This window comes from Lysinibacillus sp. COL-1, assembly GCF_059814265.1.
In genome coordinates, this window is record NZ_JCAWSJ010000004.1 from 2,928,189 (window position 1) to 2,944,298 (window position 16,110).

At 39.8% G+C, this 16,110-nt stretch carries 18 protein-coding genes; all 18 read right to left on the bottom strand.

Annotation, left to right across the window (positions count from 1 at the left end; translation table 11 throughout):
* Positions 1 to 48 precede the first annotated feature (48 nt).
* The 18 genes from AC6BKE_RS22730 to dnaJ all read right to left on the bottom strand — a co-directional run bounded on the left by AC6BKE_RS22730 (position 49) and on the right by dnaJ (position 15,910).
* Positions 49 to 399, bottom strand: coding sequence for a diacylglycerol kinase family protein (locus AC6BKE_RS22730; protein ID WP_036120529.1), 351 nt, complete (start codon positions 397 to 399; stop codon positions 49 to 51).
* The gene (ybeY, locus tag AC6BKE_RS22735; RefSeq protein WP_036120532.1) at positions 400 to 873 is read right to left on the bottom strand and encodes an rRNA maturation RNase YbeY; all 474 of its coding nucleotides are present in this window, start codon (positions 871 to 873) and stop codon (positions 400 to 402) included.
* A gap of 8 nt (positions 874 to 881) precedes the next feature.
* A complete protein-coding gene (locus AC6BKE_RS22740; protein WP_058844758.1) occupies positions 882 to 3,002 on the bottom strand; it encodes an HD family phosphohydrolase in 2,121 nt (706 codons plus the stop codon).
* A 492-nt stretch (positions 3,003 to 3,494) separates the two neighbouring features.
* On the bottom strand, positions 3,495 to 4,451 hold the full coding sequence (locus tag AC6BKE_RS22745) for a PhoH family protein (RefSeq protein ID WP_036121651.1): 957 nt from the start codon (positions 4,449 to 4,451) through the stop codon (positions 3,495 to 3,497).
* Positions 4,452 to 4,453: 2 nt separating this feature from the next.
* Positions 4,454 to 5,566 (bottom strand): sporulation protein YqfD, encoded by a 1,113-nt coding sequence (locus tag AC6BKE_RS22750; protein ID WP_036121654.1) that lies wholly within the window; start codon positions 5,564 to 5,566, stop codon positions 4,454 to 4,456.
* Position 5,567: 1 nt separating this feature from the next.
* The gene (locus AC6BKE_RS22755; RefSeq protein ID WP_036121657.1) at positions 5,568 to 5,816 is read right to left on the bottom strand and encodes a hypothetical protein; all 249 of its coding nucleotides are present in this window, start codon (positions 5,814 to 5,816) and stop codon (positions 5,568 to 5,570) included.
* 54 nt (positions 5,817 to 5,870) lie between these two features.
* Positions 5,871 to 6,350 (bottom strand): hypothetical protein, encoded by a 480-nt coding sequence (locus AC6BKE_RS22760; RefSeq protein ID WP_499858126.1) that lies wholly within the window; start codon positions 6,348 to 6,350, stop codon positions 5,871 to 5,873.
* A 25-nt stretch (positions 6,351 to 6,375) separates the two neighbouring features.
* Positions 6,376 to 7,380, bottom strand: a complete 1,005-nt coding sequence (gene floA, locus AC6BKE_RS22765) for a flotillin-like protein FloA (protein ID WP_036121665.1) — start codon at positions 7,378 to 7,380, stop codon at positions 6,376 to 6,378.
* A 3-nt stretch (positions 7,381 to 7,383) separates the two neighbouring features.
* Positions 7,384 to 8,712, bottom strand: a complete 1,329-nt coding sequence (locus AC6BKE_RS22770) for an NfeD family protein (RefSeq protein WP_036121667.1) — start codon at positions 8,710 to 8,712, stop codon at positions 7,384 to 7,386.
* Positions 8,713 to 9,025: 313 nt separating this feature from the next.
* Positions 9,026 to 9,199 (bottom strand): 30S ribosomal protein S21, encoded by a 174-nt coding sequence (rpsU, locus tag AC6BKE_RS22775; protein ID WP_004227078.1) that lies wholly within the window; start codon positions 9,197 to 9,199, stop codon positions 9,026 to 9,028.
* A 271-nt stretch (positions 9,200 to 9,470) separates the two neighbouring features.
* Positions 9,471 to 10,040: a manganese catalase family protein gene (locus tag AC6BKE_RS22780; RefSeq protein WP_036121670.1), complete on the bottom strand. Its 570-nt coding sequence runs from the start codon at positions 10,038 to 10,040 to the stop codon at positions 9,471 to 9,473.
* Between the two features lie 25 nt (positions 10,041 to 10,065).
* Positions 10,066 to 10,329, bottom strand: a complete 264-nt coding sequence (locus AC6BKE_RS22785; protein ID WP_058844755.1) for a spore coat protein CotJB — start codon at positions 10,327 to 10,329, stop codon at positions 10,066 to 10,068.
* A complete protein-coding gene (locus AC6BKE_RS22790) occupies positions 10,326 to 10,550 on the bottom strand; it encodes a spore coat associated protein CotJA (protein ID WP_101966494.1) in 225 nt (74 codons plus the stop codon). Before AC6BKE_RS22790 ends, AC6BKE_RS22785 begins: the two co-directional genes overlap by 4 nt.
* 125 nt (positions 10,551 to 10,675) lie before the next feature.
* Complete coding sequence (gene deoC, locus AC6BKE_RS22795; protein WP_499858128.1) at positions 10,676 to 11,347, bottom strand: deoxyribose-phosphate aldolase; 672 nt, start codon at positions 11,345 to 11,347, stop codon at positions 10,676 to 10,678.
* Positions 11,348 to 11,658: 311 nt separating this feature from the next.
* Positions 11,659 to 12,993, bottom strand: a complete 1,335-nt coding sequence (mtaB, locus tag AC6BKE_RS22800) for a tRNA (N(6)-L-threonylcarbamoyladenosine(37)-C(2))-methylthiotransferase MtaB (protein WP_036121680.1) — start codon at positions 12,991 to 12,993, stop codon at positions 11,659 to 11,661.
* A 15-nt stretch (positions 12,994 to 13,008) separates the two neighbouring features.
* Entirely contained in the window at positions 13,009 to 13,746 is a 738-nt protein-coding gene (locus AC6BKE_RS22805; RefSeq protein WP_036121683.1) for a 16S rRNA (uracil(1498)-N(3))-methyltransferase, read from the bottom strand.
* 81 nt (positions 13,747 to 13,827) lie between these two features.
* Positions 13,828 to 14,769, bottom strand: a complete 942-nt coding sequence (gene prmA / locus AC6BKE_RS22810; RefSeq protein WP_036121686.1) for a 50S ribosomal protein L11 methyltransferase — start codon at positions 14,767 to 14,769, stop codon at positions 13,828 to 13,830.
* 22 nt (positions 14,770 to 14,791) lie between these two features.
* Positions 14,792 to 15,910, bottom strand: a complete 1,119-nt coding sequence (gene dnaJ / locus AC6BKE_RS22815; protein WP_036121690.1) for a molecular chaperone DnaJ — start codon at positions 15,908 to 15,910, stop codon at positions 14,792 to 14,794.
* Positions 15,911 to 16,110 lie beyond the last annotated feature (200 nt).

Consider the following 16,110-nt stretch of genomic DNA (forward strand, 5'->3'; position numbering starts at 1 on the left):
TCTCCCTCACATTATGGTTTATTTTCATTAAGAAGACACTCATTTCCATTAAAACCATTTTGGCAGAAAGATGAGTAATCCGATTATAGCACTGAATAGCGCAAATACAAGCACTGCACCTGCCGCAATATCTTTCGCCTGCTTAGCAAGTGGATGTATCTCTGGGGAAGCTAAATCAACCGCCCGTTCGATAGCTGTATTGATCATTTCCAGCGCAAACATTAGTGCTATTAATAGTAGCACAATATACCATTCCATACGAGATAAACCTGTCCAATAACCAGCCATTATAACAATGATTGCACTAATTATATGTGATTTTAAATTTTGTTCTTTACTTGCTGTGATAATGCCTTCCAATGCATAGCCAAAAGATCGCAAGTATTTGCGCAAATCCATTTAGTCTCGCCCTAAGCCGAAAGTTTGTAAAATTTCATCTTGCTTTGTAAACATTTTTTTCTCTTCTTCTGGCTCCATATGGTCATAACCAAGCAAATGTAAAAAGCCATGTACAGCTAAAAAACCTAATTCTCGTTCAAAGGAATGATTGTATTCCTCAGCCTGCTCTTTGGCACGGTCTGTAGAAATGATAATATCACCTAGTACACGTGGCATTCCTTCAAAAGTTACCTCGATTTCCCCTTCCCCTAGCTCCTCTAACGCAAAGGAAATGACATCTGTAGGCTGATCCTTGCCACGATACTCACGGTTAATATCTTGAATCGTCTCATTCGTTACAAACGTCACTGAAACCTCAGTTTCTGGCTCAATATTTTCAATACTCGCTGCATGCTGTAAAAGCTTTTCAACAAGCTCTGTATGTGGTGTAGCCACTTCATTTGTTTCATCTGTAAAATCAATTGTTAAAATCATAGATCCTCCTACTTATCTGCCTTTGGATATTCAATACGTGAGTGGAAAATACCATTCAACGTTTCACAAAGAACTCTCTCTATACATTTTAACTCTTTTATCGAAATATCGCATTCATCAAACTGATTATCCTGTACACGATCATCAATGATCGCTCGTACTAGCTTATGAATTTTTTCAGCATTCGGCTCTTTCATTGAACGAACTGCTGCCTCAACACTGTCAGCAACACTAATAACCGCTGCTTCCTTAGTTTGTGGTTTTGGACCTGGATAACGGAGCTTTGCCTCATCAATGCTTTTTCCTTGTTCCTTCGCTTTAAACAAGAAGAACTTTAATAAACTTGTACCATGATGTTGTAAAGCGATATCGATAATTTCTTGCGGCATTTTATAGCGTTTTAACATGTCGGCTCCATCTGTTGTATGGGCGATAATAATTTCTGCACTTGTCTCAGGCGGTAAAGAATCATGCGGATTAATACCTGACATTTGATTTTCAATGAAAAAGGCAGGACGCTTTGTTTTACCTATATCATGATAATAACAACCAACACGCGCTAGTAAACCATCTGCACCAATTTCTTCACAGGCAGCTTCTGCTAAATTCGCTACCATTACACTATGATGATATGTCCCTGGTGCTTCCATTAGTAATTTTTTTAATAAAGGATGATTAGGATTGGATAGCTCAATTAAACGCAGCGACGATAATAAGCTAAATGCTGACTCAAAGAATGGTAAAAGTCCCATTGTTAATGCCCCTGAAAGCAAGGCAGATAACATAGCTGCAATCAAGTAAAACACTAATTCTGGCAAGCCGTAGGATGATTGTGTCATGAGTAAATAAAAGGCGATAAATGCCATGTTGACAAGGGAAATCACACCAACTGCATGTAAAATATGTGAGCGTTTTTCCACACTGCGCAAAAAGAACAGGCTTGCAAGCCCTCCAAAAATAATATACAACGTAATTTCCATTTGCATAACAGATGAATAGCCTTCTTGAAAAATAACACCTGCTGAGGCTGCGGTCATAACGGTAATGAGCACAGCTGCTCGTTCATCCGCTAATAATCGTACAAGCATTGTAGCTAATGCCGTCGGGAACAGAAAGGCAATCGTTACATCAAAGCCACCAGACACTAAGCTAATAAATTTCATGAGCAGGATTGACAACGTATAAACAATCACTGTCACTAATAAGGCATTGCGTTTTTTTCGTTCGTCAGCATCCCAACGCTCAAATAAAATATACATAAACATCATTTGCAGTAGCGTTAAAATAATAAGTCCAGCAATTGGCTTCAAGGATGCTTTATTACTTACCATACCCAATAGCTCTAATTGTCGGTAAGCCTCATTATCAATAATTTGACCTTCCTGCACAATGATTTGTCCTTGTAAGATTCGTGTCGGCTCGACGCTTTCCTTCGCCTGCTCTTTGCGAATTTTCGTTTGGTCTTCGTTAATTGTTTCATTTTCAATAATACTTGTACGCCCTATTAACACGACTGTATTGAATATTTTATCAGGATACCCTCGTTGCCCTCGAATCTTTGTCTCAAAATCATTTTGAGCCACAAAGACATTTTCAGGTCGGATAGACTTTTGTAAATAGTCCTCTACAAATTTGGATAATTGCGTACTAGTTCTGTTTAAATCTTCATCACTTTGCACTAACAGACCTTCCAACTGTGAATCTGTAAAGATTAATGGCATCTGGTCTTCATCTATTGATTCGAATTTTTTGCGAAGCTGTGCAACTTGATCGGCAATAGGTATAGGTTCCTTACTGTTTGCAACATCCTTTTTCACTTCTAGTACATAATCAAACAATGATGTTACAATCGCTGCTCTTTGCTTGGCGACATCCTCCGAAAATTGATAGACTGAATCCACTGCATTGGCGGCTTTTTCCCGCTCTAGCTGCGTCTTATAAGTGTCTTCAATCGTTTTGGTAGATCGTACGGTTTCAGGCGCAAGCTGTAGTGGTTTGAAATCATATGTAACTCCCTTAACATTGCCATACATAAACGCAAACTGTAGGCCGCCTGTTAAAATGAGAATGATGATAATAAAGTAGCGAAAACCGATAAGCTCTGTAAATTTTCGAAGTTGTTTCTCCATTTGGCACCTCCTCTATCTACCTACTATCATACCAATTCAACATACATTTTTCTCGAAAAATGTATAAGAAAGCAAAAAACAGCTATACAATTTTGCATAGCCGTCACATTTTTTCCCATATTTTGATTAATTTCGTAGTTTAGCTATTTGCTTTGTAATGATGATTTTAAAACACTATCACATCTGGCGCTTCGCTTGCCGGGCAGATTTTTTAAACCTCGTTGCCCCTGACGCTTCGCTTACGGGGCAGACTTTTTAAACCTTGTTGCCCCTGGCGCTTCGCTTGCGGGGCAGACTTTTTAAACCTTGTTGCCCCTGGCGCTTCGCTTGCGGGGCAGACTTTTTAAACCTCGTTGCCCCTGACGCTTCGCTTACGGGGCAGACTTTTTAAACCTCGTTGCCCCTGACGCTTCGCTTACGGGGCAGACTTTTTAAACCTCGTTGCCCCTGACGCTTCGCTTACGGGGCAGACTTTAGAATTGCTTCGCAATTCTAAAGTTGCTGTTCTTCGTAGGCTTGGATGATTTTGGCTACGATTGGGTGGCGTACGACATCGCCTTGTTCTAATACTTGGAAATGTATGGATTTTACATATTTTAATGTACGCTCTGCTACAATCAAGCCAGATTCCGTATTTTTAGGTAGGTCAATTTGCGTTTTATCACCTGTAATGACCATTTTAGAACCGAAGCCTAGACGTGTTAAAAACATTTTCATTTGCTGATGTGTTGTATTTTGAGCCTCATCCAAAATAACAAAGGCATCATCTAATGTACGACCACGCATATAAGCTAATGGCGCGATTTCTATTGTTCCGCGTTCAATCAGTCTTTGTGTTTGTTCAGCCCCGTAAATGTCGTTTAAAGCGTCGTAGAGAGGTCTAAGATAAGGATCTACCTTTTCCTTTAAATCTCCTGGCAGAAATCCTAGAGACTCTCCTGCTTCAACAGCAGGGCGAGTTAAAATAATTCGCTTTACATGCCCATTTTTAAGTGCCTGTGTTGCCATGACTACCGCTAAATACGTTTTCCCAGTACCGGCTGGACCAATACCAAAAACAACGTCTTTATGACGGATTGCTTGTATGTATTCTCGTTGACCAATTGTTTTTGCACGGATTGGCTTGCCTTTCGTCGTGCGTGCTATTTCTTCATCATAAAGTTCTGCAAAATATTCAATCGTGCCTTTTTGTATCATTTCAATCGCTGTTGTAACATCCCGTTGATCAATATTAATTCCTTTGCGAATGACCTTCAATAGTGCATGCAGAAGTAAGGTTGCCTGCTCCTTAGCATTTTCTTCACCAGCTAGCTGAATTTGCTCACCGCGCGTAATGATATGAACATTTAGTGCTTCTTCGACTAATTTCATATTTGCATCTGAAATACCGAGTAGCATAACCGCTTCGTTTGGATTATCCACCTGTAATACAGTTAACTGTTCTGACATAATCATTCTCCTTGTAGGCCTTGTATTGGACTTGCAATGTTTTCATTGACTAAAAATAGAACTTTCCCTTCAACTGTACCATTCCCCCACTTTGCCTGTAAAAGGTTTTCTTTCTTGATCATTGTTTTTGCAGGTAACGAACGTAACACTTTTTCATGCAGTAGAGGGATTAGCAATGACTCTATTTTCGATTCATCAAGCTCCACTTGCATCGTATTTGTCTGTTGTTCCTCTACAATCGAAACATAGGGGTCTAACCAATTCGGTAAATCCTTCTTTTGTACATAATCTACTTTTTCTTTGTGTATCCCCTTTAGCAATACTCGCCACTGCTTTTGCTGCACAGTTTCCATTGTAATCGTTGTTGGGATTTTGAACGAGCATTCAAGCCAATAGTCTGCAAATACCTCTCCCTTAGCCCCAACATAAACTTGATCTGTACCACTTTCAATAACACCACTCACAAGGACGTCTCCCTCATAGGCTGTATCATTTATTGAAATTTTCCGTTCACCATTTTGTATATTAAAATGAGTAATGACACCACTTTTCGTTGCGACTAAATGCGAAGCTAATTTGTCATTCGATTGCTCTGTTTGCTTCGGTGATTCCTGAGGTCTCAGTATTACTCGTCCGCCGTGTTTATCAATATGCACCCATGATAGCTCTCGATGTTGCTCTAACAGCTTTTGACGTATGATGGTATTGGAAGGTAAACTTTTTTTAGAGAGCGGTGTTTCTAGTTGAAAGGTCTCTTGAAAGGTTTTGCCTAGCCGCTGCTCCAGTTCGGGTGTCGCTGCCTCGATGTCCACTCGCCAAATGACTTGTGCGCAGATAATAGGAATGACAATCATCAAGGTTAAGCCAAGCAAAGTCCAAAGCTGTGCTCGGAAAACTTGCAGCTCATCTGCATAAAAAACAGCCATTTTCAAACGAAACTGTCTTCGAGCACGGCGAATTTTTGGTAAGTAATGCATAGTTGTTTCAAAGGAAACTTCTTGCTCACGAAAGACTACACGCTTTAACGGAACATGCTGAGCATGCAATGCTTGAATAAAAGGATGAACATTTTCATGGCGCTTTATACGTATAATGATAGGCCGATTATTCCACATTTTAGCTCACATCCATATTCTTTGCCTTTTTCATCTGAAGCTCCTGTAGATTATCAACAGAGAGATGAAGCATTTCTTCTTTTAGAGCATTAATCTTCACGGAATCTGCATTGACAGTAATATGATAATCTGCATAAACAAACGAACAGGTCGTAGCATCTGCATGGATAAACCGATAAGGTCCAATAATTTTTAATGATTCGTATTCTAACAATTCGAGTAGTGGCGTTAATTGAAATAATTTTTTCATAAAAAATGCCTCCTTCTTCGGCAATATATGCATCGAAAAAGGAGGACATGCTAGTTATTTTCTTTTTGCTTTAGGTGGTCCTAATATTTCAGCCATTACGATCGCTTGCATAAGATCGTTTTTCGATTGAGGTAATTGAAAAGCCGATGGAGTACCGACAGTTTGCACCTCTTTTTTCCCAGTAGCTAGACGTCCTCTACTTTCTCGAATAGAAGTACGACTAGGAACATCCGTTGGCATAACTGGCGGGGCCATATAGCTCGGTATTTCCTGCTTCACCTGTTCTTCGACCAACTTTTTAGGCTCTTCGGCTTTCTCATTTTCAGGAATCCAATCACCAATAAACTCTCGTGCAAAATCTTCAAAACTTTGCGCTCTCCCTGCACGATGCGGCGTTGTTTCCGCCATAACTGGAGGCTCTGCCGCTGTATCTTTATTAAAAGGAGGCATCTGTTTCTGAGGCTTTTTATTTTTTGATTTTCCGAAAATAGAGCTGGCTATGGCAATTAAGGCAAGAATTATTAATTGTTCCATATGTTAGTTCCGCTCCTTTCCGTTTTTAAGCATTTGGATCATTCGTGTCTGGCTTATCAGTGCTTACTTTTGAAATCGAATCGCGCATCGCCGTATCCGCTTGAATATTACGATAATTCATGTAATCCATAATGCCAAGATTACCAGAACGTAATGCTTCAGCCATAGCCTGTGGTACTTCTGCTTCAGCCTCTACTACTTTCGCCTTCATTTCTTGAACACGGGCAATCATTTCCTGCTCATTCGCTACAGCCATTGCACGGCGTTCTTCAGCTTTTGCCTGAGCAATGTTTTTATCCGCCTGTGCTTGTTCAATCTGTAATTCTGCACCGATGTTTTTACCGATATCTACGTCGGCAATATCAATGGATAAGATTTCAAAGGCTGTTCCTGAGTCCAAACCTTTTGATAATACTGTTTGTGAAATCATATCAGGATTTTCTAATACTTCTGTATGGTGCACAGCCGAACCGATTGTCGAAACAATCCCTTCACCAACACGGGCAATAACTGTTTCTTCACCAGCACCACCGACTAAACGCTCGATATTTGCACGCACTGTAATACGTGCCTTTGCTTTAACTTCAATCCCGTTCATTGCTACACCTGAAATAAATGGTGTTTCAATAACTTTTGGATTAACAGACATTTGAACCGCTTCTAATACATCTCGACCAGCTAAATCAATCGCTGCACAACGTTCAAAAGATAGTTCAATATTGGCACGGTGAGCTGCAATTAATGCATTGACAACACGGTCAACATTACCACCTGCTAAATAGTGACTCTCTAACTGATTAATCGTAACAGGTAAACCTGCTTTATGTGCTTTAATCAACGGATTGACAATTCGAGAAGGGATAACTCGACGTAAACGCATCCCAATTAATGTGAAAATACTAACACGAACGCCTGCTGCTAATGCAGAAATCCACAGTGCTACCGGTACAAAGGTAAAGAATACCGCAAGAACAATGAATAAAATAACCAGTCCAGCAATTGGACCAATTAAAGCTAAATCAAAACCCATTTTCTATTCCTCCATCTCTTTATCTGTTTGTCTCACAACAATACGTGAGCCTTCAACTTTAATAATTTCTACATGTTGATTGGCATCGATATAGCCACCTTCTGATACAATATCAATGCGTTCACTACCAAGTACCATTGTACCTGATGGACGTAGTGGTGTAAGCGTTTTCCCAATTTTTCCTAACAGTTCTGTGCGATTGACATTGGACACATACCCTTCTTCTGTCGTAGTTGCATCCATTAACACGAGCCTGTTTAAGACATGCATTTTTTTTCCGAAAAATTTCATCAGAATCACCATTCCTATCATCGCTATCACAAGCGCAATGAGAATTGCTACTATCATTTGCATCATATTTGCACCTGCCAGTATCAGACTTAGTAATATGAGCACGCCACCTAAAATTCCCACAATTCCTCCGGGGACAAAAAACTCTGCAATTACAAGGGCTAAACCAACTATAAATAACAATAATGTTTCATAACCAGCGAAGCCTGCAACCATATGTCCAAAGAAAAATAAACCAAGAGCTGATAGCCCCATTATACCTGGAACGCCAAATCCTGGCGAATATAGCTCCATCACCAGCCCTAAACTTGCGATAGACAATAAAATGGGTACAATGATTGGATTTGTAATAAAACGAGCCAATTTTTCAGAAAATGTTGGTTCGATGGGAACAATATCACTACTCTTTAGATTTGTTTTCGCTAAAAGCTCCTGAAAATTTTTAACCGTTCCTTCAGAATAGCGAACCTCCAATGCCTCTGAAGCAGATAAGGTTAACAAATTCTTTCCGCCAGCACGGTATTCTGGTAGTTCATAGTTGGTATCTGCCATTGCTAATGCATACTTAGGATCGCGACCTGACGTTTCTGCCGCTGCCTGCATTTGAGCAAGCCAAGCACTATTAGCTTTTAAATCTGCTGCATTACCTGCTGAATCAATGACCGCTGCTGCACCGATTGTTCCATTCGGCACCATGTAAATCTCATCCGCATGTAAGGCTAAAAAAGCACCAGCTGAATGCGCATCCTTATTAATATAAGCAATTGTACGTATCTCCGTTGCATCCATAAGCATGGCGATATCACTTGCAGCATTCACAAATCCGCCAGGCGTATGTATATCTAAGATAATCGCCTCTGCATAGTTTTCTTCAGCCTCTTTAAAAGCTCGTTCTAAAAATGCATGAAGCCCTCGCTCTACTTCATTATGAATTGGAACATGGTAGACCTTACTACTTGCAAAAGCTGACGTTAATGGAAACGCTAACAAAAAAGTCATCCATATTACTAGTAAATAGCTGAGGATTCTCCGTCTTCGCATCTTTTTCCCTCCCTTCTAACATGCTTCTCCCTTGTATATACGGTCAATCATGCGAAAAGTTTCACAAATCTTAAAATTTTTTAAGTTTATTTAAGATTCATTTCCTTTGAATGATTGACACTTAGTATGCTACAAAAAAAGCCGAATGAATCAATAAGATATCATTCGGCTTTTTCATATGTACGTAAGCGTGAGCAATGTAAAATACCTGAAATCAATCCTCCATGTGATTAATTTCAGGTATAATTTTGTCTGCTCAGTGAATCATACAATTGCGTGTTATGAACGTAGGGATTTTTAATGGGAAATTAAATTACCACTTACGTTTACGTGCAGCTTCTGATTTCTTTTTACGTTTTACGCTAGGTTTTTCGTAGAACTCGCGCTTTCTAACTTCTTGAATTGTACCACTTTTTGATACAGTACGTTTGAAGCGGCGAAGAGCATCTTCAAGCGATTCGTTTTTGCGAACGACAGTTTTTGACATCTCTCTTTCCCTCCCTCCGAACACACGTCAATACACAATTAGGCAAATTACCTTCTGTTGTGTACTAAAAAATTATATCGTATTGTCTAATAATGGTCAATAGAAAGTGTGCGAAATTATCAAGTGAATTTTTGGTTTTATTTTTGTTAACTTATTCAAATTGTATTTAGCTAGCAATAGATCCAATATTTATTCTTCCTTCTAGTAAAACATGATTTATTGACAAACAAAAAGGCTGTTTCAAGTCCCCCTTGATCCAGCCAGCCACTTTTTAGAAAACTTTCTTCTGATCTCTATCATCTTTTAAAATTTCAACAGCCTCTCTAAAACGCTGGGAATGGACAATTTCCCGTTCACGTAAAAACTTTAAGCTATCATTTAAATCCGTGTCATCTGATAAATCAATAATCCATTGATAGGTGGCACGCGCCTTTTCCTCAGCAGCTATATCCTCATACAAATCTGCAATAGGATCACCCTTAGCCTGAATATAGGATGCTGTAAATGGTACCCCTGAAGCATTCTGATAAAATAAAGCACGATCATGATTTACATAATGGTCGCCTAGACCAGCCTCCTTGAGCATTTCAGGTGTCGCATCTTTTGTTAGCTTATAGATCATCGTGGCAATCATTTCTAAATGTGAAAATTCCTCCGTTGCTATATCAGTTAAGAGCCCTACCACTTTGTCTGGTATGGTATAGCGCTGATTCATATAGCGAAGGGCTGCTGCCAGTTCCCCATCTGCTCCTCCATATTGCTCAATTAAAAACTTAGCAAGCATTGGATTGCATGTACTAACTTTTACCGGATACTGGAGCTTTTTTTCGTAATACCACAAAAATTATTCCTCCTAGTTCTTTTGATTAGACCTGCCATGGCCACGGCGTATCAATCCAATTAAACGGATAATTCGAATAGCTTCTTCCAAAATTCATGAGCGGTCCATATTTCTGTTCGAAATCAACTTTAAGCTTCATGCTTTTCTCTGTATTTTCATTAAATTGCTGGATGGCATCATAATCGTGTGGATGGGTGTCTAAATAGAGGTTTAATTCCACAATGACGAAATCAATTGCCTGTATTTCTTCTAATTGCTTATAAAATTCAGGCGGCATCTTTTTAGTCATGCTTCACCCCTCCTTTTTAGGGGAAATGGATACGGGCTAAATAACTGTGGCCAAAGTGTTCCTGCCATTAGAGCTTCTCGTGGGGTTGGGAATTGTGGTAGTCCAGGTGGTTGAAAACCCATATATAATTGTGGTGGTGTAGCAAAGTATTTTACTTCGATAGGCTTACAAGGATCAAAAGGGCTAATATACGGTCTCCAAGCCTTATACTGTGTAAACATGGCATCCTCCTTTCTGTCTTCACATTCATCAGTGGAGTATATGTGCGGAAAAAAATATTATGTTTATTCGACACAAAGAAGCCATAAGCTCATGCAAATCTGTGCAAGAGCTTATGGCGTTAAAATTAGTAATTGGAATCAGCAATTAAGCCATTCATAATGGCAACACCAGAGCTTGCTCCAATACGTGTAGCACCAGCTTCTACCATTTTTTTCATATCCTCTAGGCTACGAACGCCACCTGAAGCTTTTACGCCCAATTCAGGACCTACTGTTTTTCGCATAAGAGCAATATCTTCTGCTGTTGCACCACCAGTTGAAAAACCTGTTGATGTTTTCACATAGTCAGCACCTGCTGCCACAGCTAGCTCACATGCCTTCACTTTCTCTTCATCTGTTAATAAACATGCTTCAATAATCACTTTCACAAGTGCTCTGCCTTTAGCCGCTTCTACAACTGCTGCAATATCAGCTTGTACATGCTCATAGTTTTTATCTTTTAACGCACCGATATTAATGACCATATCTACTTCTTTTGCACCGTTAGCAATCGCATCTTTTGCTTCAAATGCTTTCACTGCTGGTGTGTTGGCACCGAGTGGGAAGCCAATAACCGTACAAACTAAAACATCAGACCCTTGCAATAATTCGCTACTACGTTTCACCCATGTTGGATTGACACATACTGAAGCAAAGTTAAATTGCTTCGCTTCTGCACATAATTTTTCAATTTGTTCCTTTGTTGCCTCAGCCTTTAATAATGTATGATCAATCATACGCGCAAAATTTTGTTCCATTGTTAAACGCTCCTTCATTAAGCAAGATGTACGTACCTCTTCGAATCATACCATTTTTTCTCGTTGCCGTCTAATTTCTTTCTTAGCCAATTATTCATTAAATGCTATGTCATTGTTTTTTGAAACTCTACTAAATGAAAATCCGCAGTGAATGGCTTTTCTGACCCTTCCTTATGCCAGTCGTGATAAACGCTCAGTAAGCTTATAAATGACTGATATATTCTCTTCTATTTCTTCTCATTGTAACAAGAAAAGTGGGATATTCATCCAATAAAAAAGGATTGCCTCAAAAGCAGGCAACCCTTTGCATATTAATTAACTGTTTCTAAAACACGTACAAATTGTCCTTGTGAGTGTGGATAGCCTGCTTGTGTAATTTTTACTTTTACAAGCTGTCCAATCAGACTTTCTGGACCTTCAAATACGATTTTCAAGTAATTATCAGTATAACCTGTTAGAAGACCTTGCTCTTCACTGCCATCATGCACAAATTCTTCAGGAATCACTTCTAATACTTGATCTTCAAAACGAGATGCATATTCTTTTGCCAGTTGGTCATTTAAAGAAATCAGACGGTGTACACGTTCATTTTTAATGTCTTCATCAATTTGATCCTCCATGCGGGCAGCTGGTGTACCTGTACGTGGAGAGAATGGGAAGACGTGTAGTTCAGAGAATTTATGATCACGAATAAAGTTGAACGTTTCCATAAACTCTTCCTCTGTCTCACCTGGGAAACCAACAATAACATCAGATGTTACAGCTAAATCTGGTAAAGCTTCATGTAATTTCGTTAAACGTTCCCCGAAAAATTCCATTGTATATTTACGACGCATACGTTTTAACACTGTATCAGAACCCGATTGGATTGGAATGTGTAAATGATTAACGACAATCTTCGACTCACGAAGGACTTCGATGACTTCATCCGTCAATTGACTAGCTTCAATGGACGAAATACGAAGACGTTTTAAGCCTTTTACATTAGCCTCTAAATCACGTAGTAACTGAGCAAGATTATAATCTTTTAAGTCTTGTCCATAGCCACCCGTATGAATACCCGTTAAAACAATTTCAAGATAGCCAGCCTCAACTAATTGCTGGGCTTGATGTAATACTTCTTGGGGATCACGAGAACGCATTAAGCCACGTGCCCATGGGATAATACAAAATGTACAGAAGTTGTTACAGCCTTCTTGTATTTTTAAGGAAGCACGTGTACGGTCTGTAAATGCTGGTACATCTAATTCCTCATAAACGCGATTTTTCATAATATTACGTACGGCATTAATCGGTTGTCGTTCTGAACGATATTGATCGATATAGCCTAATAATTTCGTACGATCCTGTGTTCCTACAACAATATCTACGCCAGGAATCGCCATAATTTCAGCTGGGGATGTCTGTGCATAGCATCCCGTTACACAAATAACAGCATCAGGATTTTGTCGAACTGCGCGACGAATCACCTGACGAGATTTCTTATCTCCAGTATTGGTAACTGTACATGTATTAATGACATAAACGTCTGCTTGATGATCAAACTCTGTACGATCATAGCCATCTTCTTTGAACAGTTGCCAGATTGCTTCTGTTTCGTAATGATTTACTTTACAGCCAAGTGTGTGAAAAGCCACTTTTGACAAGGCTGAACACCTCTTTCATTCAAATTCATAGGATATGGCAGACAGTGCATATAATGGCGCTGTTTCTGCTCGTAAAATTCTTGGTCCTAATGACATAGTTTGAGCGCCTGCATGTAACAGCGCTTCTGACTCTTGACGAGAAATGCCCCCCTCTGGACCAAAGATTATAAGCATTGATTTCGACTTCTTATCATACACGTTTTTTAGCTTCTCCGCAAACCTTGTGCGCTTTTCAGCCTTTGCATCCTCTTCATCTGCAATAAAAACGGCATCGAATTGATCTATTTGTTGTAGGAGCTGTTTAAAGGTAATTGGTTCAAAAACCTCTGGGATATGTGTGCGATGGGCTTGTTCTGCGGCCTCTTTAGCAATTTTTTGTAATCTTTCTTGCTTTTTTGCCCCTTTTTTCTTGTCCCATTTCACAATGGAACGTTCAGCTTCAAATGGCTGTAATGCAAACATCCCAAGCTCCGTCGCTTTTTGTGTAATTAGCTCTAGCTTATCGCCCTTTGGCAAGCCACAAGCTACTGTTACATAAATAGGTAGCTCCGGTGAAGGTATTGTTTGATCAGTCGCTTCAATCACGACCTCATCCCCTTCAAACCCTGCGATTGTACATATATGAGCGGTGTTTTGTGCAACAACAACGATTTTGTCGCCCTGCTTCATCCGCATTACTCGCTCAATATGGCGTGCATCTTCTCCGCTAATACGTGCATTTTCTATGGCTGTTTCAATAAAATAACGTTGCATGCTACACAGTCCTTTCTAGCAAGACAGGAAAACGCCAAATCACAAGCACACGGCTTACGATTTGGCGCTTCTTCAGTCAGGTTATAGCGGTCGACGAGCAATAATAGCTACCCAATCTTCCATTAATAATACTTCTTCAATCACAAAGCCTGAAGCTTCTAGTGCTGCTTTGACATCATCACGTTTTGCCCCGATAATGCCTGAAGTGACATATAATCCACCTGGTTTCACAATTGTAAATGCGTCGTCAGTGAAAGACATAATGATTTCGGCCAAAATATTAGCCACCACCACGTCTGCTGGTTCTTTGACAGTATCTAATAAGTTACCATGGAATACCTCTACCTTATCTTCTACTTTATTCAACGCCACATTTTCTTGTGCCGAACGTACAGCTACCTCGTCTAAATCGAGAGCATGCACACTTTTAGCACCAAGTAATGCTGCACCAATAGATAATACACCGGATCCTGTACCGATATCGACAACTGTATCCTCTTCTTTAATGACCTTTTCAAGTCCTTGTAAACACATCACCGTCGTTGGATGTGTACCTGTACCAAAAGCCATACCAGGATCTAATTCAATAATCAGTTCATCTGTTGAAACAGGTGTATAATCCTCCCATGTTGGTACGATTGTAAAGCGTTCAGAAATTTTGACAGGATGGTAGTATTGCTTCCAGGCAGTTGCCCAATCTTCCTCATTGACTTCAACAATGGAGACAACATTTTCACCGATATCAATGTTAAAGTTCGTCAAGTTTGTGATGGCTGCTTTAATTTCTTCGACCGTTTCATTTAAAAAACTAGACTCTGATAAATAAGCTTTGACAATGACGCCATCTTTCGGAAAATCATCTTCATTTAGCGCATAAATTTCACCATATTGATCTTCACGTGGCTTCGCAAATTCTGCAGAATCTTCGATGACAACACCACTTGCACCTGCTTCATGCAAAATATTCGAAATTGCTTCTACCGCTTCATTTTTTGTATGAATGGATAATTCAGACCACTTCACGTAGCTCTTCAGCTCCCTCTAATTATTCACCTTGGAATTTTTTCTTAATTTTATCGAATAGTGAACTACCTTGTTCTTCAGGGATATCGCCACTAATTTCAGCAAATTCTCGTAGTAATTGCTTTTGCTTTTCTGTTAATTTCTCAGGTGTCATGACTTTGACCGTTACATACTGATTCCCCATACCATAGCCATGAACATTTTTAACGCCTTTATCTTTAAGACGGAATTGGGCGCCTGACTGTGTGCCAGCTGGGATACGTAATTTGACTTTACCATGCACTGTAGGCACTTCAATTTCATCTCCAAGTGCGGCTTGAGGGAATGTCAACTTCAACTCGAAGTAAATATCGTCCCCATCACGTTCAAATTCTTTATGCCCTTGAACACGGAACATAATATATAAATCCCCTGCAGGACCACCGTTAATACCTGGTTCACCTTGACCCGATACACGAATTTGTTGTCCATCATCCACACCTGCTGGAATCGTCACTTTAATTTTCTTGCGTTTTTGAACTTTTCCTTCTCCACGACAAGTTGAACATTTTTCTTTAATGATTTTACCTGTACCATGGCAAGTCGTACATGCACGACGGTTCATCATGCGACCAAACGGTGTATCCACTGCTTGGTTGATTTGTCCAGCCCCATTACATGTCGAACATGTTTCTGGCTGTGTGCCTGGCTTCGCTCCTGAGCCATGACATGTTTCACACGTTTCATCTTTCGGAATTTCTATTTCTGTTTCTTTCCCAAAAATAGCTTCCTCAAATTTAATATTCATGCGATATTGTAGATCATCGCCTTTACGTGGCGCATTTGGGTCTTGACGGCGACCACTACCACCGAAGAAAGAGCTGAAAATATCCTCGAAGCCGCCAAAGCCGCCGCCTCCAAAGCCACCACCAAAGCCCGCATTCGGGTCTTCATGACCAAATTGGTCGTAGCGTGCTTTTTTCTGGTCGTCGCTTAATACTTCATATGCTTCAGCGATTTCTTTGAATTTTTCATCTGCACCCGGCTCTTTATTAAGATCAGGGTGATATTGTTTTGATAATTTACGGTATGCTTTTTTAATTTCATCTTTAGAAGCTGATTTTGTTAAACCAAGCACCTCGTAATAATCGCGTTTCTCCATGATTCACACTCCGCTCTGTTTGCATAAAATCTATTGTAACATGCAGTTGTTAAAACTGCCTTATTTTTTCGATTAATCATCCCATAAAATTGAGGTTTTCACTTCCTAGCAGCTAACGTATGCAACTATTCCATAAATGGTGTCATTTACGTGAAGCGATCACAACATCATGACAAAAGCCAAAGCCGCAAGCGGTCTTT